The 22,948-nt window shown below is 33.9% G+C and carries 22 protein-coding genes; 15 read left to right on the top strand and 7 right to left on the bottom strand.

All coding sequences use genetic code 11. The annotated features are described in order from the left end of the window. Positions 1-167 precede the first annotated feature (167 nt). Positions 168-797, top strand: coding sequence for an aminoacyl-tRNA hydrolase (gene pth, locus AC3Y25_RS02755; RefSeq protein WP_489901654.1), 630 nt, complete (start codon positions 168-170; stop codon positions 795-797). A gap of 140 nt (positions 798-937) precedes the next feature. Then, complete coding sequence (locus tag AC3Y25_RS02750) at positions 938-1,549, top strand: superoxide dismutase (RefSeq protein ID WP_095930681.1); 612 nt, start codon at positions 938-940, stop codon at positions 1,547-1,549. 892 nt (positions 1,550-2,441) lie between these two features. On the opposite strand, the gene AC3Y25_RS02745 is transcribed toward AC3Y25_RS02750, so the two are convergent. The 5 genes from AC3Y25_RS02745 to AC3Y25_RS02725 form a co-directional block, all read right to left on the bottom strand. Then, complete coding sequence (locus AC3Y25_RS02745) at positions 2,442-4,340, bottom strand: amidophosphoribosyltransferase (RefSeq protein ID WP_248728938.1); 1,899 nt, start codon at positions 4,338-4,340, stop codon at positions 2,442-2,444. An 86-nt stretch (positions 4,341-4,426) separates the two neighbouring features. After that, on the bottom strand, positions 4,427-5,350 hold the full coding sequence (locus AC3Y25_RS02740; RefSeq protein WP_095930683.1) for a PfkB family carbohydrate kinase: 924 nt from the start codon (positions 5,348-5,350) through the stop codon (positions 4,427-4,429). Between the two features lie 293 nt (positions 5,351-5,643). Then, on the bottom strand, positions 5,644-6,552 hold the full coding sequence (locus tag AC3Y25_RS02735) for an alpha/beta hydrolase family protein (protein ID WP_489901653.1): 909 nt from the start codon (positions 6,550-6,552) through the stop codon (positions 5,644-5,646). An 8-nt stretch (positions 6,553-6,560) separates the two neighbouring features. Next, positions 6,561-6,965: a hypothetical protein gene (locus tag AC3Y25_RS02730; protein ID WP_489901652.1), complete on the bottom strand. Its 405-nt coding sequence runs from the start codon at positions 6,963-6,965 to the stop codon at positions 6,561-6,563. Beyond that, positions 6,949-7,536, bottom strand: a complete 588-nt coding sequence (locus tag AC3Y25_RS02725) for an RNA polymerase sigma factor (protein ID WP_095930686.1) — start codon at positions 7,534-7,536, stop codon at positions 6,949-6,951. The genes AC3Y25_RS02730 and AC3Y25_RS02725 overlap by 17 nt, the downstream gene beginning before the upstream one ends. A 298-nt stretch (positions 7,537-7,834) precedes the next feature. Between AC3Y25_RS02725 and AC3Y25_RS02720 the strand changes: the two genes are divergently transcribed. After that, on the top strand, positions 7,835-8,182 hold the full coding sequence (locus AC3Y25_RS02720; protein ID WP_095930687.1) for a DUF6249 domain-containing protein: 348 nt from the start codon (positions 7,835-7,837) through the stop codon (positions 8,180-8,182). Positions 8,183-8,233: 51 nt separating this feature from the next. On the opposite strand, the gene rnhA is transcribed toward AC3Y25_RS02720, so the two are convergent. After that, positions 8,234-8,710 carry a ribonuclease HI gene (rnhA, locus tag AC3Y25_RS02715; RefSeq protein ID WP_111368508.1) on the bottom strand — a complete coding sequence of 159 codons (477 nt, stop codon included), beginning with the start codon at positions 8,708-8,710 and terminating at the stop codon, positions 8,234-8,236. A 63-nt stretch (positions 8,711-8,773) separates the two neighbouring features. Beyond that, positions 8,774-9,349 carry a phosphoribosylglycinamide formyltransferase gene (gene purN / locus AC3Y25_RS02710; protein ID WP_489901651.1) on the bottom strand — a complete coding sequence of 192 codons (576 nt, stop codon included), beginning with the start codon at positions 9,347-9,349 and terminating at the stop codon, positions 8,774-8,776. A 175-nt stretch (positions 9,350-9,524) separates the two neighbouring features. Here purN and AC3Y25_RS02705 point away from each other — a divergent pair, with 175 nt between their 5' ends. From AC3Y25_RS02705 to AC3Y25_RS02650, 12 genes are all read left to right on the top strand, one after another. Next, positions 9,525-9,761, top strand: coding sequence for an acyl carrier protein (locus AC3Y25_RS02705; RefSeq protein ID WP_007137004.1), 237 nt, complete (start codon positions 9,525-9,527; stop codon positions 9,759-9,761). Between the two features lie 237 nt (positions 9,762-9,998). After that, positions 9,999-11,252 carry a beta-ketoacyl-ACP synthase II gene (fabF, locus tag AC3Y25_RS02700; protein ID WP_250834532.1) on the top strand — a complete coding sequence of 418 codons (1,254 nt, stop codon included), beginning with the start codon at positions 9,999-10,001 and terminating at the stop codon, positions 11,250-11,252. Between the two features lie 10 nt (positions 11,253-11,262). Next, the gene (gene rnc, locus AC3Y25_RS02695; protein WP_095930691.1) at positions 11,263-12,003 is read left to right on the top strand and encodes a ribonuclease III; all 741 of its coding nucleotides are present in this window, start codon (positions 11,263-11,265) and stop codon (positions 12,001-12,003) included. A gap of 125 nt (positions 12,004-12,128) precedes the next feature. Then, on the top strand, positions 12,129-12,617 hold the full coding sequence (locus tag AC3Y25_RS02690; RefSeq protein WP_095930692.1) for an IPExxxVDY family protein: 489 nt from the start codon (positions 12,129-12,131) through the stop codon (positions 12,615-12,617). Between the two features lie 5 nt (positions 12,618-12,622). Beyond that, entirely contained in the window at positions 12,623-14,056 is a 1,434-nt protein-coding gene (pyk, locus tag AC3Y25_RS02685; RefSeq protein WP_095930693.1) for a pyruvate kinase, read from the top strand. Between the two features lie 605 nt (positions 14,057-14,661). Next, complete coding sequence (locus AC3Y25_RS02680) at positions 14,662-16,341, top strand: arylsulfatase (protein ID WP_489901650.1); 1,680 nt, start codon at positions 14,662-14,664, stop codon at positions 16,339-16,341. 59 nt (positions 16,342-16,400) lie between these two features. Next, complete coding sequence (locus AC3Y25_RS02675; protein ID WP_489901649.1) at positions 16,401-17,417, top strand: HAD family hydrolase; 1,017 nt, start codon at positions 16,401-16,403, stop codon at positions 17,415-17,417. Between the two features lie 40 nt (positions 17,418-17,457). After that, positions 17,458-18,282: a hypothetical protein gene (locus AC3Y25_RS02670; RefSeq protein WP_489901648.1), complete on the top strand. Its 825-nt coding sequence runs from the start codon at positions 17,458-17,460 to the stop codon at positions 18,280-18,282. 43 nt (positions 18,283-18,325) lie between these two features. Beyond that, positions 18,326-19,726: a DUF2252 domain-containing protein gene (locus AC3Y25_RS02665; RefSeq protein ID WP_489901647.1), complete on the top strand. Its 1,401-nt coding sequence runs from the start codon at positions 18,326-18,328 to the stop codon at positions 19,724-19,726. A 289-nt stretch (positions 19,727-20,015) separates the two neighbouring features. Next, a complete protein-coding gene (locus AC3Y25_RS02660) occupies positions 20,016-20,594 on the top strand; it encodes a DUF4136 domain-containing protein (protein ID WP_095930698.1) in 579 nt (192 codons plus the stop codon). A gap of 130 nt (positions 20,595-20,724) precedes the next feature. Then, positions 20,725-21,900: a helix-turn-helix domain-containing protein gene (locus tag AC3Y25_RS02655; protein WP_489901646.1), complete on the top strand. Its 1,176-nt coding sequence runs from the start codon at positions 20,725-20,727 to the stop codon at positions 21,898-21,900. 71 nt (positions 21,901-21,971) lie between these two features. Further along, complete coding sequence (locus tag AC3Y25_RS02650) at positions 21,972-22,940, top strand: SphA family protein (protein ID WP_489901645.1); 969 nt, start codon at positions 21,972-21,974, stop codon at positions 22,938-22,940. The last annotated feature ends 8 nt before the right edge of the window (positions 22,941-22,948 follow it).

The following is a 22,948-nucleotide window of genomic DNA, read 5'->3' as shown; positions in this document are numbered from 1 at the left end:
AGAGAGATTTTGCTTGTGTCCTTTGCGCATCTCGATAGAAACTATTTCTTAGCGACCTTTGCGTAAAACCTTTGCGGTTAAAATTCATTCGGCAAACAATTCTCTAATTTTCACATTTTCAAATTATCCAATTGCCACATTCTCTAATTAGTCTTACTTTTGCAAACATGATAAAATGGATAACAAAACTGTTTTCATCAAAATCAAAAGAAGAGAACATAGAAGACAATATGAAGAAATATTTAATCGTCGGATTAGGAAATATCGGAGCCGAATACGTAAACACCAGACATAATATCGGATTTAAAGTACTAGACTTTTTAGCAAAAAAAGAAGGGCTTTCATTTGAAACCGTAAAATTAGGCGCTTTGGCTGAATACAAATTTAAAGGAAGAACCTTTTTTCTTTTAAAGCCAAACACTTACATGAACTTAAGCGGTAAAGCGGTAAAATATTGGATGGATAAAGAAAATATACCATTAGAGAATATTTTGGTCATTACAGACGATTTAAATCTGTCATTTGGCACTATTAGAATCAGACCAAAAGGAAGTGACGGTGGTCATAACGGTTTAAAAAACATTAATTTGGTTTTAAACACGCAAAACTATACGCGCTACAGATTTGGTATTAGTGATGAATTTAAAAAAGGACAGCAAGTAGATTATGTTTTAGGAGAATGGACGGCCGAAGAAGAAGCAAAACTTCCAGAACGTTTAGAAACTTCTGCAGAAATTATTAGAACTTTTGGAACTGCTGGTTTAGAAAATACAATGACAACATTTAATGGAAAATAAAGATTTTCAGGTATTTATGTTGTAAAAATGTAAATTATCAGAGAATTTAATTCAATTATAACGAAATAGTATTTTCAATTCCAAAGTTAAATGTCTAAATTTGGGATAAATTATTTATAAACCATAAAAATCATAATACCATGGCTTTTGAATTACCACAATTACCTTATGCATACGATGCATTAGAACCACATATTGATGCACGTACAATGGAAATCCATCATACAAAGCACCACAACGCCTACACTACAAATCTTAACGCAGCTATTGCTGGAACAGATTTAGAAGGAAAAACAATCGAAAACATCTTAATCAACTTAGATAAATCTAACGCTGCAGTTCGTAACAATGGTGGAGGTTTCTACAACCACAATTTATTCTGGACTGTAATGTCTCCAAACGGAGGAGGATTGCCTACAGGTGATTTATTGGCTGCAATCGAAGCTTCTTTCGGATCATTCGAAGAATTTAAAGCAAAATTTGCTAAAGCTGGAGCTACACAATTCGGTTCTGGATGGGCTTGGTTAACAGTTCAAAAAGGAGGGAAATTAGAAGTTGTAGGTACTCCAAATCAAGATAATCCATTAATGCCAGAAGTTGCTGGTAACGGTGGAACTCCAATCTTAGGAATGGACGTTTGGGAGCACGCTTACTACTTAAACTACCAAAACAGAAGACCAGATTATATTGAAGCTTTTTTCAGTGTAATTAACTGGACAGAAGTTGCTAGAAGATTTGCTTTAGACAAATAAGAAAATAGAATAAAGAATAAAGATAAAAGACGAGCCCAAAGGTGCTCGTCTTTTTTTTATATATACATTTTCGTTCTATTCTCTTTATTCTATTTTCTTTCTTCTCTTCTCAAAAAAAAAATAAAAATAAAAAAGGCAGATATTACTCTGCCTTTTTTGCCCCAAATCTACCATAAACTTAACCTACTAATGTTATGGTCTTGTAAATGTATGGTAGCTATTATTATTAAAAAAACTTTTCAGATGAATGGTCAATATATCCGATTAAGTAAAAAGAGAATAGAATAAAGACAAAATTTTTTAAGTCTAATCTACTGTCTTTATTCTATGTTCTCTTCTCTAAAAAAAAAGAAAATAAAAAAGGCGGAATTTCTTCCACCTTTTTTGCCCCAAATCTACCATAAACTAACCTACTAATGTTATGGTTCAGTAAATGTATGGCGGACATTTTTATAAAGAAAATTTTTTAGATGAAACGCAATTATATCCGATAAAACCCACTTAAGTAATTGTTTTTCAGTGTGTTACATATTAAAATAAAAAAGGCAGATGTTACTCTGCCTTTTTTGCCCCAAATTTACCATAAACTAACCTACTAATGTTATGGTATAGTAAATGTATGGTAGTTATTTTTGTGATGAAAAAAATTTAGATGAAAGGTAAGTAAATCCGATTAAGAGATATAATCGGCTGTTTATAAATTGTTTGAGTTGATTCCAATAAAAAAGGTGGAATTTCTTCCACCCTTTTTGCCCCAAATCTACCATAAACTTAACCTACTAATGTTATGGTATCTCAAAAGTATCATAGCTTTTCAATTTCACCAAAGAAATAGGATGAACGGCAAAAAAAACCGATGAAATGCACAATTTAACCTTTTGTTAGTATTTTATTAATAAGCTCGAGCGTCTTTTCCTTCGTAAAAATTCATGAAGGCACGATTTACAACTCGATTTCCTCCAGGAGTTGGGTAGTCTCCTGTAAAGTACCAGTCTCCTAAATTTTTAGGACATGCTTTGTGTAAATCGTCTACAGTTTGGAAGATGATTTTTACTTCGGCATTTATTTCTGGTGAGCTTAACATTTCTGCGATTTTATCTGAAATCTCCTCGTCTGTAAACTGGTCGTAAATTGCTGTTACGTAGTTTACAACATCTTTATCAAGGAAATTTTCTTGAGCTTTACATTTTGCATATACTTCATCTACAATATGGTAAAGGTTTCTTTCTTTTAATAAAGCAAGAGCAGCTCTAAAAGCAACTAGGCCTTCTAGTTTTGCCATATCAATTCCGTAACAATCTGGATAACGAATTTGTGGCGCAGATGAAACGATTACGATACGTTTTGGTTTCAAGCGATCCATCATTTTAATGATACTCATTTTCAATGTAGTACCACGAACAATACTGTCGTCGATAATTACCAAATTATCTTCTGGTTTAATTACACCATAAGTAACATCATAAACGTGAGCCACTAAATCGTCACGGCTGCTGTCTTCGGTAATAAAAGTTCTAAGTTTAGCATCTTTAATTGCTACTTTCTCTGTACGAATCTTTACAGCTAAAAGCTCTTGAAGGGTTTCTGTCGTTAATGTATTTCTATTTTCAAGAATATAATTGTTTTTTCTCTGGTTTAAGAAATCCTGAGCAGCTTCAACTAAACCATAAAAAGAAGTTTCGGCTGTATTTGGAATATAAGAGAAAACGGTGTTGTCTGTATCGCTATCAATTGCTTTAAGAACAGCAGGTAAAATTAATTTTCCTAAATCTTTACGCTCTTGGTAAATTTCGGCGTCGCTTCCTCTTGAGAAATAAATTCTTTCGAACGAACAAGCTTTTTTGATTGTTGGTTCCAAGATTTGATTCATAGAAACATTTCCGTTTTTCTTGATGATTAAAGCGTGGCCTGGATCGATTTCTTGAACACTTTCAAAAGGAACGTTGAATACAGTTTGAATAACAGGTCTTTCGGAAGCTACAACTACTACTTCGTCATCTTGATAGAAATAAGCTGGACGAATTCCTGCTGGATCTCTAAATACAAAAGCATCACCATGACCTAATAAACCAGCCATAGCATAACCTCCATCTAAGTTTTTAGCCGAACGGCCTAATATTTTGGCAATATCCAAACGTTCTGCAATTACTGGAGAAGCTTCTCTTTTTGAGTAACCTTCAGCTTTACAGTCTTGGTACAATTGCATTACTTCCTTGTCTAGGAAGTGACCAATTTTTTCCATTACCGTAACAGTGTCAGCCATTTCTTTTGGATGCTGTCCTAATTCAACCAGATTTTCGAAAAGCTCTTTAACATTGGTCATGTTAAAGTTTCCAGCCAGAATCAAATTGCGGTGCATCCAGTTACTTTGACGTAAAAATGGGTGAACACTCTCAATGCTGTTTTTTCCAAAAGTTCCATAACGAACGTGGCCTAAAAACAATTCTCCAACGTACGGAATATTTGCTTTTAGTTCTTTCATGTCGTCTCCCAGTTCTGGATGCGCTTTTAGTTCTTCACTAACGCGCTCATTGATTTGTTTGAAAACATCTTGGATAGGTTGCGAATGATTTGAACGAACTCTGCTAATGTAGCGCTGTCCAGGTTCAACATCAAATTTAATGCTAGCAAAACCAGCTCCGTCTTGTCCGCGGTTGTGCTGTTTTTCCATCATTAAATACATCTTCTGGATTCCGTAGAAAGCAGTTCCGTATTTTTCTTTATAATATTCAAGCGGTTTTAGTAGTCTAACTAAGGCTATACCACATTCGTGTTTTAAAGCGTCGCTCATTGTTTTTTGTTATTTGTGTGTTGTTGTTGTAAGTTGTGTGTATTAACGTAATAAAAAAAGCCCCGTTTTATCGAGGCTCTTAGGCATTATATTTCTATGTCAAACTGAGTTAACGACTTAAATTGTTGTAATCGAATCGCTACTTCGGCTTTGCTTAATGTTTCCATCCTTTCAGTTCCAAATTTTTCAACGCAGAACGAAGCTAAATTTGAACCATAAATAATTGCATTCTTCATGTTGTTAAACGAAATGTTTTCGCTCTGTGCAATAAATCCAGAGAAACCACCTGCGAAAGTATCTCCAGCTCCTGTTGGATCAAAAACATCTTCTAATGGTAAAGCTGGTGCAAAGAATACTTCTCTGTTGTGGAATAAAAGTGCTCCATGCTCTCCTTTTTTGATCACCACATATTTTGGTCCCATGTCTTGGATTTTAGAAGCTGCTTTTACTAATGAATATTCGCCAGAAAGCTGTCTAGCTTCTTCGTCATTGATTGTAATAACATCTACACGTTTAATAACGTCTAATAATTCTGGAAGAGCGCAATCCATCCAAAAGTTCATTGTATCTAAAACAACTAATTTTGGTTTTTTCTCCATTTGATCTAAAACACTGCTTTGAACTAATGGATGTAAGTTTCCTAACATGACAACATCAGCATCTTTGTAGTTTTGAGGAACCTTTGGCTGAAAATCAGCTAAAACGTTCAACTCCGTTACAAGAGTGTCTCTAGAATTTAAATCGTTGTGGTATAAACCGCTCCAGAAAAAAGTTTTTCCTCCTTTTACAATTTCGATACCAGAGATATCAATATTTTTTGAAGTTAAAAGATCTAAATGTTCTTGAGGGAAATCGTCGCCAACTACAGAAACAATGGCCGATTGCAAGTTAAAAAATGAAGCTGATAAACCAATATACGTTGCAGCACCACCTAATATTTTATCTGTTTTTCCGAAAGGAGTTTCAATCGCGTCGAAAGCAACTGTTCCAACAATCAATAGTTTATTCATTTTATGAATTTCGAATTAGGGTGCAAAGATACTTCATAAGTTACAATCTTGCAATGGTTTAGGTTCTCAAAATTTTCTTAAAAAAATGACAACGATTTCGGAGTAAAACTATTGTAAATGAATTGGTTAAAATTGATTTTTTAATGAGATTAAAATATGTTTTTTAGATTTAAATTGCAAGTTTTTTGAAAATAATTGCGAATAATTTACAAGTGATTCTTCTATCTTACTTTTCTAAATGAAGAGGATTTTCTTTTTCGATTGAAACACGAAAAATTCTTGCGCATGATTTCTTAATTTGTTTTTTTATTTTTAATCCAATTGATAGCATCTTTCATAGGTTCTTCATCGTCTGAAAATGCGGTATTATGACCCAAGTTTGGAAATAATTTATACTCATAAGGTTTTCCTTTAGATTTTAATACTTTAAGATATTCGATGGAAAGATTCGCAGGAACTTGAATATCCTTGCCTCCAAAAATCCAAAATCCCGGAATTGATACTTTAGCAAGTACGTCTTTAGGATCTGTGTCAATAAACTCATATTTGTCTGGATCATTAAATACATGTTTTCTCGCTTCTTCTTCTGAATGTGTATCCCAAAAATTTTTATCTCCATTTGTATAAAATTGGAATCTCAATTGTTCTTTAACTGTTATAAGAGCTCCGCTAAAGATGGTCATAAATTTGACTTTCTTATTTTTCTCTGCAGCCAATGGAATTATCCATCCAGCTTGACTGCCCCCAATTAAACCGACTGGTATTTTATTATTGGATAGAGATTTAGATAAAGTATTTACAGCAGCACTCGCGTCTAAAGACAAAAGATTTAGATTTGAGAAATCAACATTGTTGGTTCCTACTTCAGGTCCGGCATATATACCGCCTGATTCTCCGACTCCACGTTTATCATACGTTAAAACGGCAATTCCATTGTTGGCTAGAGTTGTAGCAAAATCTATCATTCTTTTTTCTTGCCCAGATCCGTGAACAATCACAACAGCTGCTTGCACATTGTTTGGTATAAAAACAGTTCCAGCGAGTGAAACTCCCTCAGTGACAAATTTTACTTCTTTAGTAGTAAAGTTTGATGGAATTGCTGATGCATAATTAGTGATAGAAAACAGCAATATTAAAAGAGAATATGTATATGTTTTTTTTGCTCTTAAAGAGTGTTTAAATATTGCCGTTTTATTTTTCATTTTTAAATCTATAGTTGATACTTCTTATCAAAATAATTTTTCAAAATCCCAACCTGAATCAAAATCATAATGGGAACAATTAAAATGGCATACAAAATATTTTTAGAGAAATGAATTCCTGAAAACGCTGTTGACATTTTATCAGAATATAATTTCCCGACTTCGTCAATTTTGAAATCAGTTTGTGAAACTGAGAATAGAGAAACATAAATTACTAATGCCGCTACCGCCAAGCCGATCGAAATCCAGATTGGTTTAGAAATTAAAGGCTTGTATGCTTTCAATTTTTTCTCTTCTAAAATTTGAACATTTGCCATAATTTTTGAAGTGAAATCTATTGATGGTGACTGTAGTTTTTCTTCAGCCATCATTTTCTCAATAAGTTGTTCTATATTTTTATCGCTCTCTCTCATAGCATTCTATTATTTCTGGTTCTAACTGCTGTCTCAAAATTACAGCTAATTTCTGTCGGCTCCTAAATAATTTTACTTTCGCATTATTGGCCGAAATGTTCATTATTTTTCCGATTTCCTCTAAATTCTGATCATCAAAATAAAATAAGGTTAAAAGGAAGTTTTCGTCGCTGGGTAATAAATTTAAACATTTTTGAATGGTTTGCTTTCGTTCTTTTTCTTCCAAGGCACTCAAAGCATTGTCCATTGTTTTGATTAAATGAGACGAAAAATCATCAATAGAAATATTTAAATCTTCTTTTTTATTTTTCTTTAAACGATCTAGACAAGTATTGTAAGCAATTTTATAAATCCAAGTCGAAAATTTAGATTCTCCTTTAAATTTCGTCAGCGAATTATAAATCTTTATAAAAGTGTCTTGTGCAACTTCTTCCGCTTCCTCTCGGTTTTTAACCATTTTAAGAGCCAAAGTAAAGATCATATCCTTATAACGATCCACAAGAACGGCAAACGCATTGGTCTCGCCTTGCAGAATTTTATCGATATAATGTTGATCAGGTATTGTGCTCATATTATATAGGACGATAGGTTGTTTGTTTAGGTTACAAGAAAATTGAAAATAAATTCCAAACTTTTTAAATTCCAAATTCCAATCTTTATATATAATAAAGTATAGAGTTGAACTTTGTCAAAGTTTAAAACTTTGACAAAGTTGTAGCGATGAATAAATTCAAGCCAAAATTAACTGATTATCAATTAGTTTTGAAATCTGAAATTTAAAATTTGAAATTTTTCATCAAAACTTGTAACCTGATTTTAAAAACCCTCGTCATATTGGATATATCAATCAATTAAAAACGTAAAATATCATGGACGACAAAATTTTAATTCCAATTAGCTTTTTCTTAATGATCTTCGGAATTGTTTATCTTATTTATTCAACAAGAAACAGAGAGCGTCTGGCTCTTATAGAAAAAGGAGTAGATGCCAGTATTTTTATTCAAGGAAAAGGAAATGGAGTTCCAGCTTGGAAAATCTTTGTGGTAAATCTAGCATTCTTATTAATAGGTAGCGGTGTTGGAATTTTTCTTGCGCTGTTAATTACAACTTACACCTCTTTAAACGATGGAGCGGTTTATCCATCAATCATTTTCATTATGGCAGGAATCGGACTTTTGACTGGATTTAAAACAGCAAAAGATTTGGATAAAGAGTAAATAAGAAATAAAGTAAGTACAAAAAACGCATCAAGTAATTGATGCGTTTTTTTATTCTTTAGATCCTATGGTTTCGTAATAAACATCAACCGAAAGTTTTGGTTGCATAGATGCCATAACAGCCAATTGATCGCAACGCTCATTTTGCGGATGATTGTTGTGTCCTTTAATCCATTTAAAATCGACTTGGTGTTTGCGGTAGGCAATTAGAAAACGTTTCCATAAATCTGGATTTTTTTTATCCTTATATCCTTTTTTCTCCCAGCCAAAAACCCATTTTTTTTCGACAGAATCTACGACGTATTTAGAATCAGAAACTACAAGGACTTTCATATTGGGTTTTTTGAGTTTTTCTAAGCCTACAATTACGGCTAGAAGTTCCATTCTATTATTAGTAGTAAGACGAAAACCTTCATAAAATTCTTTTTTATGAGGAGTGCCAACCAATTCCATTACCACGCCGTAACCTCCATTGCCAGGATTTCCTTTTGCTGCGCCATCTGTATATATATGTACTTCGTGATTCATTTATTTTAGATTATAGAGTTTAGATTGCAGATTTACTGCCTATCTAAAATTGGAATTTGGGATTTAAATTTTAGAATTTTCCTCAAGGATTCTATGAATAATCTCTGGAAAATGTTTTTGTTCCAGTTCATGAATCTTTTCTGCAACCGTCTCTGGAGTATCTTCATCTGTCAACGCAACATTTGCTTGAAAGATAATAGCGCCTTCATCATAGTTTTCATTAACATAATGAATCGAGATTCCTGTTTCTTTTTCCTTATTATTTACAATTGCTCTATGAATATGCATTCCGTACATTCCTTTACCTCCATAATTAGGTAAAAGCGCAGGATGAATATTAATTATTTTGTTTGGATATTGTTCGATTATGTTTTCTGGGAACTTTAGTAAGAAGCCAGCCAAGATTATTAAATCCGGGTCGATTTCTTGCACTTTTTGTAGTACGTTTCTTTCTAAAAGTTCGCTTTTTGAGAAGATTTCGACTGGAATTTGATGATTTTTTGCTCTTTCAATCACTTTTGCCGAAGCATTATTTGTAAAGACCGAAACGACCCTTGCAATTTTGGTGTTCGAAAAATATTTTATAATGTTCTCTGCGTTAGTTCCTGATCCTGAGGCGAAAACGATGATTTTTTTCATAGAGTTGTGTATTTTAAGACTGCAAAAAACGGAATAAAAATCGAAAATAAATAGCTTTAAAAGACCTTTCTTGAAATTAATTTTATAAATTAGTGTCACATTTATAAACTAAATAGTTGTTTTAAAATAAAGTTTTTTATTTTTGCCAACAAATTAAATTCTAAAATTAAAGATTATGTCAGACATTGCATCAAGAGTAAAAGCGATTATCGTAGACAAATTAGGTGTTGACGAAAACGAAGTTGTAACAGAAGCAAGCTTCACTAATGATTTAGGAGCTGACTCATTAGACACTGTTGAGCTTATTATGGAATTCGAAAAAGAATTTGATATTCAAATTCCAGACGATCAAGCAGAAAACATTGCTACTGTTGGTCAAGCTATTTCTTATATCGAAGAAGCAAAAAAATAATAATACCACACCCGATTTCTAAAAATCCCAATTTTTGAAATTCCAAATTCCAATTGGAATTTGATTTTTGAAATTTGAAATTTTTAAGAGTCGGGTGTTATTATTTTTTAAATTTTTAAATTTCGATTGATTTTCAATCAAACAAGATATATTTATATAAATACCCATGGCTCTTAAGTAGCAATACGATTAAGAAAGCAATGGGTTTTATTTGTTTAAGACACAAAATACATATTTATGGCATTAAGGCGAGTTGTTGTAACAGGATTAGGTGCACTTACTCCTATTGGGAATAATATCCAGGAATATTGGAATGCACTTGTGAATGGAGTTAGCGGAGCCGCTCCGATCACATATTATGATACCGAGAAACACAAAACGAAATTTGCCTGCGAAGTAAAAAACTTCAATATTGAAGATTACATGGATCGCAAGGAATCTCGTAGATTAGATAAGTTTGCACAATATGCAATTGCTGCCAGTGACGAAGCTATTAAAGATGCTGGAATCACAAATGATAACGTAAACAAACAAAGAGTTGGTGTTATCTGGGGAGCAGGAATTGGAGGTTTAGAAACTTTTCAGGATGAAGTATTGTACTATGCAAAAGGCGATGGAACTCCAAAGTTCAATCCTTTCTTTATACCTAAAATGATTGCCGATATTGCTCCTGCGCATATTTCTATGCGTAACGGGTATATGGGACCAAATTATACAACGGTTTCTGCTTGTGCATCTTCTGCAAATGCATTAATCGATGCTTTCAACTACATTCGTTTAGGAATGTGCGACGTTATTGTTTCTGGTGGTTCTGAAGCTGCAGTTACAATTGCTGGTATGGGAGGATTTAGCTCAATGCACGCTTTATCTACAAGAAACGAAAGCCCAGAAACGGCTTCAAGACCTTTTGACGCAACTAGAGATGGTTTCGTTTTAGGAGAAGGAGCAGGAGCTTTAGTTCTTGAAGATTATGAGCATGCTAAAGCAAGAGGTGCAAAAATCTACTGCGAAATTGGCGGTGGAGGTATGTCATCTGATGCTTACCACTTAACTGCACCACATCCAGAAGGAATTGGAGTTATCGCAGTAATGGAAAACACATTGAGAGATGCTGGTATGACACCTGATCAAGTTGATCATATCAATACTCACGGAACTTCTACTCCATTAGGAGACGTTGCTGAGTTAAAAGCAATTAGTAAAGTTTTTGGTGAGCATGCTAAAAACATCAACATCAACTCTACAAAATCTATGACAGGACACTTACTTGGTGCTGCCGGAGCTATTGAAGCAATTGCTTCTATCTTGGCAATGCAACACGGTATTGTTCCTCCAACGATTAACCATACAGTTGTTGACGAAAACATTGACCCATCTTTAAACCTTACTCTAAACAAACCTCAAAAAAGAGAAGTAAATGTTGCTATGAGTAATACATTTGGTTTTGGTGGACACAATGCTTGCGTATTGTTTAAAAAACTAGCTGATTAATTTTCTGTATATGAATATTATCAAAAAAATATTTTCTAAATCCCGTTCTCTAGAAGACGGGATTTTTTTTGACACTATTCAGAAAATTCTTGGTTTTCCGCCTACAAATGTTGATTTTTATCGAAGAGCTTTCACGCATCGCTCTTCTAATAAATTAGATCAAAATGGGCATCCTATAAATTATGAACGCTTAGAATTTTTAGGAGATGCGATGTTAAGTGCCGTTATTGCTGCACATTTATTTAATAAAGCTCCAAATGGCGATGAAGGTTATTTAACCAAAATGCGTTCGAAAATTGTGAGCCGAGAACATTTGAACGAATTAGGAAAAGATTTAAATTTAGTACAGTTTGTAGAAAGTAAAGTGCCCATTCAGCACTTTGGAGAAAACATTCATGGTAATATTTTTGAGTCTTTGATTGGAGCAATTTACTTAGATAAAGGCTATTCTTTTTGCGAGAAATTCATCCAGAAAAGAGTAGTTACTCCTTATGTCGATATTGCTCGACTAGAAGGAAAAGTTATAAGTTATAAAAGCCTTGTTATCGAATGGTGTCAGAAGGAAAAAAGAGTTTTTCATTATGACATTTTTGAAGACAATGGTATAGACGGCCAGCGTTTATTTGGTGTCAAATTGAGCATTGATGATAAAGTTGTCGCAAGAGCGCGCGCAACATCAAAAAAGAAAGCAGAAGAAAAAGCATCGCAAAGAGCTTATTTTGCATTTCAAGAGAAAATTGACAAGAAATAGCTGCAAAAATGTTGTAACTATCACAAGGCTACAACGTTTTCGTTTATAATTTAACAAAACAAGCATGTCATAACTGTTGATGCTCCGTTTAGAAATAGTATATTTACAACTTGATTTTTCAAGACATGGCTATTCATAAATTGGATTTAGACGAATTTGACGAAATTGATTATTATTTAATGGCAATTCATACTTCATTAGAAGATTATAGATTAGCCTATTTTATCAATAAAATCCTTCCGATCAACTTAAGTAAGAGCAAAAACGAGATTCATGCTCAAACTAAGGAAGGTGAAGCAAATTTTTCAAGATTCTATTATTATGATGAAGAAAAAGCTGTTTCCTGGAATTTAATTCAGAATAAAAATGAAATCATTTCTGTGAGTACAAATGATTTTCAGAATTTGTTTTCTAATGAAACAAGTGAGGTTTCTACAACAATTCATTTACTTCCTGAATTTAAAAAAGTCGATTTTTTCCTGAAAATTGATAATAGCGAAGAGGCGCTTAATTTTTCAGAAATTCAACAAAAATTAAACACAATAGAAAGTATTGCGGCTATTTATGCCGTTGATACAGACAAAATAAAATCAAAAAACAATCTAATTTTTTAAAAAAAATGCTAACAAACAAGAAAACCAAAATTGTTGCTACACTTGGCCCCGCTTGTAGTACAAGAGAGATCATTAAAGATATGATCGATGCAGGTGTTAATGTGTTTAGAATCAATTTTTCGCATGCAGATTACGAAGGAGTAAAAGAAAAAATCGACATTATTAGAGGATTAAACGAAGAGTTTGGTTACACAACTGCAATCTTAGGAGATTTGCAAGGACCAAAACTTAGAGTTGGTGTAATGGAAGAAGGAACTGTGGTAAATGATGGTGATGAAATCACTTTTACAACTGCAGAAGATATTATCGGAAATGCAAAAAAAGCATTTATGAAATATCAAAATTTCCCAAATGATGTAAATGTTGGAGAGCGTATTTTGCTTGACGATGGTAAACTTATTTTTGAAATCGTTTCAACGGATAAAAAAACAGAGGTTGTTGCTAAAGTTATTCAAGGTGGAGAATTAAAATCTAAAAAAGGAGTTAATCTTCCAAACACAAAAATTTCTTTACCAGCTTTAACAGAAAAAGATATTGCAGATGCTATTTTTGCAATCGAACAAAAAGTAGACTGGATCGCACTTTCATTCGTGAAAACTCCACGCGATTTACAAGATTTGCAAGAGTTAATTGCAAAACATTCAGAAGTTAAAATTCCAATTATTGCTAAAATTGAAATGCCAGAAGCTCTTGAGAACATGGACAAAATTGTAGCATATTGTGATGGTTTAATGGTGGCTCGTGGAGATCTTGGTGTTGAGCTTCCTGCTCACGAAGTTCCATTGGTACAAAAAGATTTGATCAGAAGAGCTAAAACAGCTAGAATTCCGGTTATCGTTGCTACACAAATGATGGAAACAATGATTACAAGCTTAACTCCAACAAGAGCAGAAGTAAATGACGTTGCAAACTCTGTAATGGATGGCGCAGATGCTGTAATGTTGTCTGGAGAAACTGCTACAGGAAACTATCCAGTACAAGTAATTCAAAGAATGGCGCAAATTTGCGAGGCTGTAGAAAACTCTCCGCTTATTCAAGTGCCTCAAAATACACCACAAATTAAAACTAAACGTTTTGTTACTAAAACAGTTTGCCACCAAGCAGCGTTATTAGCTAACGAAATTGAAGCTAAAGCAATTTGTACGCTAACTAATAGTGGTTATACAGCGTTCCAAATTTCAGCTTGGAGACCATCAACGGCTCACATTTTAGTATTTACTTCAAACAGAAGAATCTTAACACAATTGAATTTATTATGGGGAGTTAAATCTTTCTACTATGATAATGAAGAAAGTACAGATGATACTGTAACAGATGTAAATCAAATTGCAATCGAAAAAGGTTATGCACAAAAAGGAGATTATTTGATTAACCTTGCTGCAATGCCAATTAAAGATAAAGGAATGGTTAATACGATGAGAGTTTCTGAAATCGAATAATTTATTCTTTAATAATTTAAAAAAAGCCGCTTCTGTAAGCGGCTTTTTTTTGTTTTAGCCTGTTTGTGCAAAACTTCATTTGCTTTCCTGATTTAGCTATTTTGTCTTTTAGAGGATATTTCTAAAATCGAATTTCTCACAATTTGTTAAAATTTTACCTGAAACAGAAGATTTTTTTTGTCTCATTAGGTCATTTTAAAAAAATAGTTCTTCAAAAAATAAACTCCAATCATTATTTCCCTCTTTTTTCCCTTTTTTTAAATTAAAACATAACTTCTAGATTTTTCTGATGTTTTGATGTGTTTCATTTTAGAAAATGAAACATTTTGGTGCAAATTCTCCAATTTTCTTGTTTCATATTATAAAATGAAACAAGTTCATGCCGAATAAATTCAAGAGTTCGCTTTTTTACTAGTTAAATTTGAGATACTTAAGAAAAAGTTAAAAATATTTTGTTTCAGATTTTAAAAAAAAAATGAATTTGAAACATTCAAAAAAATGCAACCCAGATTAGAAATGCCTTTTCAAAGTTTACCATTTTTCCTATTTATTTTTTTGCTTTTCAAACTCATATAAATAAGTATCATTAACGAATTTTTATTATCATGAAACAAATCAAATTTAAGTACGGATTTGCAGATACCTTGAGAGTATTTGCATTGCTGTTTTTTACGGGAGTTTCTGTTACAGCACAGAGCAAAAAGCCAAATATTCTAGTGCTTTGGGGAGATGATATTGGAACTACTAATATAAGTGCTTATAGTGATGGACTTATGGGATATACTACCCCAAATATTGATCGCTTAGCCAATGAAGGTTTACGTTTTTTACATTATTATGGAGAACAGAGTTGTACAGCTGGGCGTGCAGCATTCTTAACAGGACAGCACGGTTTAAGAACTGGGCTTACAAAAGTAGGTTTTCCAGGGGCACCAATGGGAATGAGTCAGTTAGACCCTTCTGTTGGAGGAATCATGAAAAGTTTAGGATATGTGACTGGTCAATTTGGTAAAAACCACGTTGGAGACCGAAATGAAAGTTTGCCAACCGTTAATGGGTTTGATGAATTCTTTGGAAACTTGTATCACTTAAATGCTGAAGAAGAACCAGAATTGCCAGATTATCCAAAAGATCCAGAATATTTGAAAAAATTTGGACCACGTGGAGTCTTAAAATGTACTGCAACAAATGCTGATGACGCTACTACAGATCCTCGTTTTGGAAGAGTTGGAAAACAAAAAATTGAAGATACTGGAGCTCTTACCAAAAAAAGAATGGAAACTATAGATGATGAAACCTCTGCCGCAGCAATTGATTTTATCAAGAGACAAAGCGCTTCGGGAAAGCCATTTTTCTGTTGGTTTAACGCAACTCGTATGCACCTTCGTACACACGTAAGAGCTGAGCATAGAGGCAGATATACTCACGGAGATAGTGAATATATCGACGGTATGATTGAGCATGATGAAACTATTGGAAGTATCTTAAAAGCACTAGACGAGTTAGGAATTGCTGATAATACTATTGTAGTGTATTCTACAGATAACGGACCTCACATGAATACTTGGCCTGATGGTGCGATGACACCTTTCCGTTCAGAAAAAAATACGAACTGGGATGGGGCTTTCCGTGTACCATGTATTGTACGCTGGCCAGGGCATATCAAACCAGGAACTGTAACTACAGAATTGATGAGCCATAATGATTGGATTCCTACATTCGCTTCAATCGCAGGTGAACCAGATATTGTGAATAAACTTTTAAAGGGATATTCAGCAAATGGAAAAACCTATAAGGTGCATTTAGATGGTTATGATCAAAGTAAATTTTTAGAAGGGAAGACAGAAAAAAGTTTCAGAGAAAAATTCTTTTATACAGATGATGATGGACTTTTAGTTGGTTTAAGAGAAGGGGATTATAAGTATGTTTTTGCAGAACAGCGACTAGAAGGTACAATGGGAGTTTGGGCAGAACCGTTTACAAAACTACGTTTACAAAAGATTTTCAATTTGTATCAAGATCCTTTTGAGAGAGCAGATATAACTTCTAATTCATTTTGGGAATGGCAGCTAAATCATGTACAGTTAATGTACGGTGCAATTCAAGATGTGGTTGCATTTGCAGAGACATTTAAAGAATATCCTCCAAGATCAATTCCGCCAAGTTTCTCTGCTTATACTATTATGGAAGAAGCAATGAAAGACATCAAAGCGCAAAAATATGTAGAGAAAAATGTTTTACCTAAGTTAAAAGAAGAAGAGGCAGTTTCAAAAAAGAAAAAATAAATAATCTAAAAAGAGATTCAGGTTCAAATCTGAATCTCTTTTGCTAACATAAAAACATCATGAAAAAAAGTATATACCTATTACCTATGGTGGTGTTGTTTTTCTTGTCCTGTAAAAAGTCCGACACCTTAACTTCTCCAGCAGAAAATAAACAAACAGAAACTACCGCAAATAACGGCGATCCGTTGCCAAGCTGGAATGACGGAGCTTTAAAAAAAGAGATTATCGCTTATGTTGAAAAAGTAACCAAAGAAGGAAGTCCGGATTTTATTCCGGTAGAAAGCAGAATTGCAACTTTTGATAACGACGGAACTCTATGGGCAGAAAAACCATACGTACAAGAGCTTTTTGCTTTTTATAAAGTAAAAAAAATGGTTGAAGCCAATCCTGCTTTAGCTGAAAAACAGCCATTTAAAGCCGTTGTAGAAAAAGACAAAACGTTTTTTGAAAAAGGAGGCGATAAAGCACTTATTGAACTTGTTGCAGCAACTCATACCGGAATGTCAGAAGATGAATTTGAAGCATCAGTGAATGATTTTTTTAAAACAGCACAATATCCTGGTAAAAATGTTCCAGTAAAACAAATTAGATACCAGCCTCAATTGGAACTTTTGAATTATTTGCGTGCAAATGGTTTCAAAACTTTCATTGTTACTGGCGGAACGGTTGAAGTGGTTAGAGCAATATCTCAGGATTTCTACGGAATTCCAAAAGATCAAGTTGTGGGAACGTCTTTCAAATACAAATTTGATGATGCTAAAAATGCAGTTTTAAGAGAGCCAGCTTTAGATCATTTTAATGATAAAGAAGGAAAACCTGTTGGCATACAGCTACACATTGGTCAAAGACCTGTTTTTGCCTGCGGAAATGAAGGCGGAGCAGGAGATCTTGCCATGTTAAGATATTCTTCTGGAAGTAAATATCCATCTTTTCAATTAATTGTAAACCATAATGACTCCATTAGAGAATACAATTATCAGGAAAAAGATAATCTTTCATTAAATACGGCAGCAAAATATAAATATCATGTAATAAGCGTGAAAGACGATTGGAAACAGGTTTTCGCTGATAAATAATTTGATTTTGAAAGAGATAGAACTTTTAAAAATATAATTCATGAAACAAAACAAGCATTTTATCGACCTTAAATTATTTTTCAGTACTCTGTTTTTTGCAATTTCACTAGGATCTTTTGCACAAGAAGAGCCAAAGTCAGGAAATAGTGCACAGGAACTCGCCGATAAAATGGCCAACCCTGTGGCAAATTTAATTAGTGTTCCGCTGCAAAATAATCTCACTTATGGGATTGGTGCTTATAATGGATCAAAATATCAGATCAATATACAGCCAGTTGTTCCTTTTAAGTTGAGTGAAAATTTAAATTTAATTACGCGTTATATTCTTCCAGTTGTAGATCAGCAGGATGTTACGGGAGAAAACACACATGAGTTTGGTTTGAGCGATGCAACAGTCACAGCATTTTTTGCTCCTAAAACAAAGGGAATTATCTTGGGAGTTGGTCCTGCTTTTTTGGTACCAACGGCTACAGAGCAACTTTTAGGAACAGAAAAGTTTGGAATTGGACCCAGCGTTTTGGTCATGCATCAAGGAAAAGGACTTTCTATAGGTTTTCTAGCCAATCAAATTTGGTCTGTTGCAGGAAATGACGACAGAGCAGATTTTAATCAGTTTTACACGCAATTATTTCTAACACATAGTTATAAAAGCGGTGCAAGTTTAGGAATCACTTCAGAAATAACCCAAAACTGGGAAGGAAAAACAACTCTTATTACCGTTAGCCCAAACGTTGGCGCCATTACAAAATTAGGAGGTCAGACCATGCAGTTTGCGGTTATGCCTTTAATTCCGGTTGTTGGGCATTCAAGCATAAGACCAGATTGGGGATTAAGAGCAGTCGTAGCCTTTATATTTCCACAATAATAAAAGAAGTTTAAAGGTCTTTTTAATTTTATTTATCGGAATTATGGAAGAAGATTCAAAACATACAGCCGAAACCGCATTTAATCCGATAGCATCAAAGGCAGAACGTTATGACAAAGGGGCTTCTATTAGAAAGAAAATCCCTTTAGCGAAGCATGGAGAATGGAATTCTTTTAAAAACAGAAAAGATCCAGTAGATATTTTAATTCAGACCAGTGTGGGAAGGGTTGAAAGTCTGCTGCCTATTCGGTACAGAAGAATGATGGAATCTCCTTTTTCATTTTATAGAGGTGCCGCTGCTATCATGGCTGCCGACTTGGCTCACACTCCAATATCTGGAATAAATTTACAGCTTTGCGGAGATTGCCATTTGATGAATTTTGGCGGATTTGCAACTCCAGAACGGAAACTGGTTTTTGATATTAATGATTTTGATGAAACTTATCCAGGACCTTGGGAATGGGATGTGAAAAGACTTGCAACCAGTTTTGTTATCGCAGGGAGATGGCGAAAATTTTCCCATAAAAATTGTAAAGAATTTGCGTTTAATGTGGCCGACAGTTACAAAAGGCACATGTTGGATTATAGTAAACTCTCGGCGCTTCAAATTTGGTATGCCGATATTGATCTGGCAGAACTGATTGAATTAGGCCATGACAAAGACTTTAAAGAATTTGACCAGAAGAGAATTAAAAAAGCATCAGAATATACCGCTCATGAAAAGGAGTTTGCCAAAATGACTTATTTTGATGGAGCCAGAGCACGTATAAAAGATGATCCGCCTTTAATATTTCATCCAACAGGAGATCTTGAAAAACAAGTTGCTAAAGAAGGAGAAATTATACACAATAGATATTTAGAATCCCTTTCAGAAGAAAAACAAGTTTTGCTAAGCAGATATAAGCTTCATGATATAGTCATAAAAGTTGTTGGGGTTGGCAGCGTTGGAACATTGTGCGGCATTAGCTTGCTGATGTCGGCATCTGGAGAACCTATTTTTTTACAGTTTAAAGAAGCCCGAAAAAGCGTATTGGAAGGAAATGTAAAAATAAAGGGAAAATACAGTCATCAGGGCGAACGAATTGTAATGGGACAAAAACTAATGCAATCGGCATCTGATATGTTTCTGGGCTGGACAGACGACAGCAAAAACAAGTTCTTCTACATACGCCAGCTTAGAGATGCCAAAGTAAAACCAGTGCTAGAAGTGATGAAACCTAAAAACATGGCAGAGTACGCCAAAGCCTGCGGATGGGCACTTGCAAGAGCTCACGCACGTTCGGGAGATCCTTCGCTGATTTCTGGCTATATTGGAGATAACAACGAATTTGCCAATGCCATTTCGGAGTTTTCAGTTTTGTACGCCGATCAAAACGAATCGGATTACAGCAAAATGCTGGAAGCAATAAAACACGGAAAATTGCCTATCGCTGCAGAAATTTAATAAGCATCATACAGATAATGATGTAGCTGTACAAGGTAAATTAGGCAAAAAAAAAATCTTTAAATTTTGAACAAAATAACCCTAGAAAATAGAAAGTAAGATTTTATTTATTTAATACTGTTAATTAAATAAAATGATTTATCTTTGAGAGTGATCTAAGTAATTGTTTAGTAGGGCTTTGTGTTGTTCTGACAATTATTAATACATTTTGCCCTCCGTTCAAGATTTTTACGATTTTAATACATTCGAGTTAAACTGATTTAATTATTAATTTAATAAATACCACAACATGAATATTAAAAGAACAAGTCTTCGTATACTCCCAGTCTTATTTTTGGGTTTGTTTTACAGTTGCTCTCCAACTGTAAAAGTTACAACTGATTATGATCATTCTGCTAACTTCAGCGAATACAAAACTTTTGCGGTTTATGACTTAAAAGCGCAGCAAGGTCAGGTAAATCAGTTAAATGTTGATCGTGTTGCAAAAGCAATCCGAAATGAAATGCTTGCAAAAGGATTTACAGAATCCAGCAATCCTGATTTAAAAGTGAATGCCGTTTCTATCTTAAAAAATAAAACTCAAGTAACAGCCGATAGTAATTTTTATGGCTATGGCGGAATGTATCGTCCGTATGGATATTGGGGTGGCGGTGCTATGATGGGTGGCGGCACCACAACATTTAACTCTTACGATTATGTTGATGGATCATTAATTATAGACATCGTATCTTCAAAAACAGACAAGCTGGTTTGGCAAGGAATCGGAAATGCCGAAATTGACAGTAAACCAGACAATCCAGAACAATTCATCAACGATGCAATCAAAAAAATATTAACTGGTTTTCCTCCGGGAGCAGTTAAAAAATAACTACAGCCCAACATTGTACTTGCCAAAGTCTGGCAAGTACAATGTTTTATACTTCTGCATACGCCCCCCCATCGTATTCTATTTTTAAGATTTTAAGAAAAATAATTGTTACTAATTTAAGCTTAAAAAAATGATCGATATTTTACTTTCCCTTTTCTTTTTTATAGCCACAATTGCTGGCCTGGCTACTGCAATTATGGTTTTATTTTCCAAAAAAAACTATTCAAAGAGTTTCTTTTTGGGAATGTTCTTATTGAGTCTTGCGTTGGTAAGTATCTACAATTTTTATTTGTCGGCCAATTTATTTAAAAATTTCCCAGATCTATTTACCATCACAAAAGCGTTTATATTTTTAACCGCTCCTTGCTCATTTTTGTACGTTAGAAACATTTTATCATTAAATAAAAGTTTCAGAAAATACGACTGGCTGCATTTTGTGCCATTTGCTATTTATTTCTTTTTAACGCTCCTTGTTTATGTTGGAAGCTACACTAATATAAAAGTGGTCGATTATATTGCGGGATTAATCAAAAATCCATTTTCTGTTTTAACACTGACGATTTGGCTTTTCTATGTCTTTTTTCAAACCATGTTGATTTTAAACTATGATCTGAAAAAATTTACAGGAAACCAATTTCATCATAATAAAGTAATTAACTGGATTAGAGTATATAATCTCATGATTTTGTTTTTATTTTCGGCACTTTTTGTGCATCATTTTTTATTGCAAAAAGTAGAGGCAACAGATCTTTCGTGTTACATTCTCATTTCTTCTGTATTGTTTTTTACGGTCGGTTGGCTTTATTTCAAACCTCAAATCTTCCATGACGAAGAAGAGACATTCGATTTTGTTGTAGATAATACGGTCGTGGTAAAAACTAAAGAAACCAAGAATATAATTCCAATCGCAAACGAGTTAACATCAGAAAAGAAGGAAGAGTATCTTTTAAAACTTGACCATGTTTTAAACACCAAAAATCTATTCTTAAAAAAGGATTTTGTAATAAGAGATTTGGCTGAAGAAACAGGAATATCGGTACATCATTTATCCAATTTGATAAATTCCGAATTTGGTCTTCATTTTCAGGATTATGTTAATCTCAAAAGGATTGAATATTTTAAAGATAAAATAAACGATCCCGAGTGGAAAGACTTATCCTTAGAAGGCATGGCTTGGGGGTCTGGTTTTAAATCCCGAACAACTTGTTTTAGAGCTTTTATAAAACATACTGGAAAATCTCCTTCAGAATATTTTAAAACCATACGAATAAATCCGGATCATAAAGGAGCGTATTATTTTAAATAAAATTATCCCCTTCCAAAATAGCGTTGTTGACAGCGGTTGTAAAGTCTTAATTTATTTTAAAACATTTCAGCATGAAGGCAAAAAAAATTTTTTCAATACAAACATTCCGATCAATATATGCAGCAATGCTTTTATTGATTTCTTTTTACAGTAATGCTCAATTAAAAGGCGGACATATTTTGGGTGCAATGGGTCTCCAATCTGGAACTCAGGCTCCAGAGAAAACGTTGAGCGTCTACATTCCAGGCTATATTTATAGCGCATCTTCTTTAAGAAATGCTGACGGAGATAAAATGGGCAATCCAGATCTTACCATGTTTATAACAGGTGCTGGAGCCAATTATGTAACTGATTTTAAAATTCTAGGAGCCAATTACGGTGCTACAATTCTGTTGGCAGGAGCGTCTAATACTATTCAAGGAAGTTATGTAGATTCTAAAAGCAGTTTTGCTTTTACAGATATGTACATACAGCCCGTTCAGTTAGGCTGGCACAATAAAAGAGCCGATTTTGTATTCAGTTACCAATTGTATTTGCCAACAGGAAAATATGAACTTGGAGCTAGCGATAATAGCGGTTTAGGAATGTTTATGAATGAGTTTTCGGCAGGGACAACTTTATTCTTTAATGATAAAAAGACAATTCATTTTTCAGCTTTAGCCTCTTATGAAATCAACGGAAAAAAGAAAGACACCGATATAAAAACAGGAGATATTTTAAGCATCGAAGGAGGTTTGGGAAAAACGTTTTATTGTATGAATGCCGAAAAAACCGCACCAAAAGGCATATTCAATGCGGGTCTGATTTATTATCTGCAATATAAAGTGTCAGACGATAAAATTCCAGTAGGAAGCATTTTGGTTGTTGAACCCGACAAAGATCGAGTTGGCGGACTAGGCGCTGAGGTGAATTACTTGCATCTTGGCTGTATGACCTCGGCGGGTTTTAGATGGATTGGAGAGGTAAGTGCAATAAATAGATTTCAAGGAAATACTTTCTTTATTACGCTGGCACACGTATTCAGTTTTAAGAAAAAATAATTGCTGGA

Source organism: Flavobacterium sp. LK-23 (assembly GCF_058135255.1).
The sequence above is the reverse complement of the archived record's forward strand: the minus strand, read 5'-3'. Positions and strand labels throughout refer to the sequence as shown.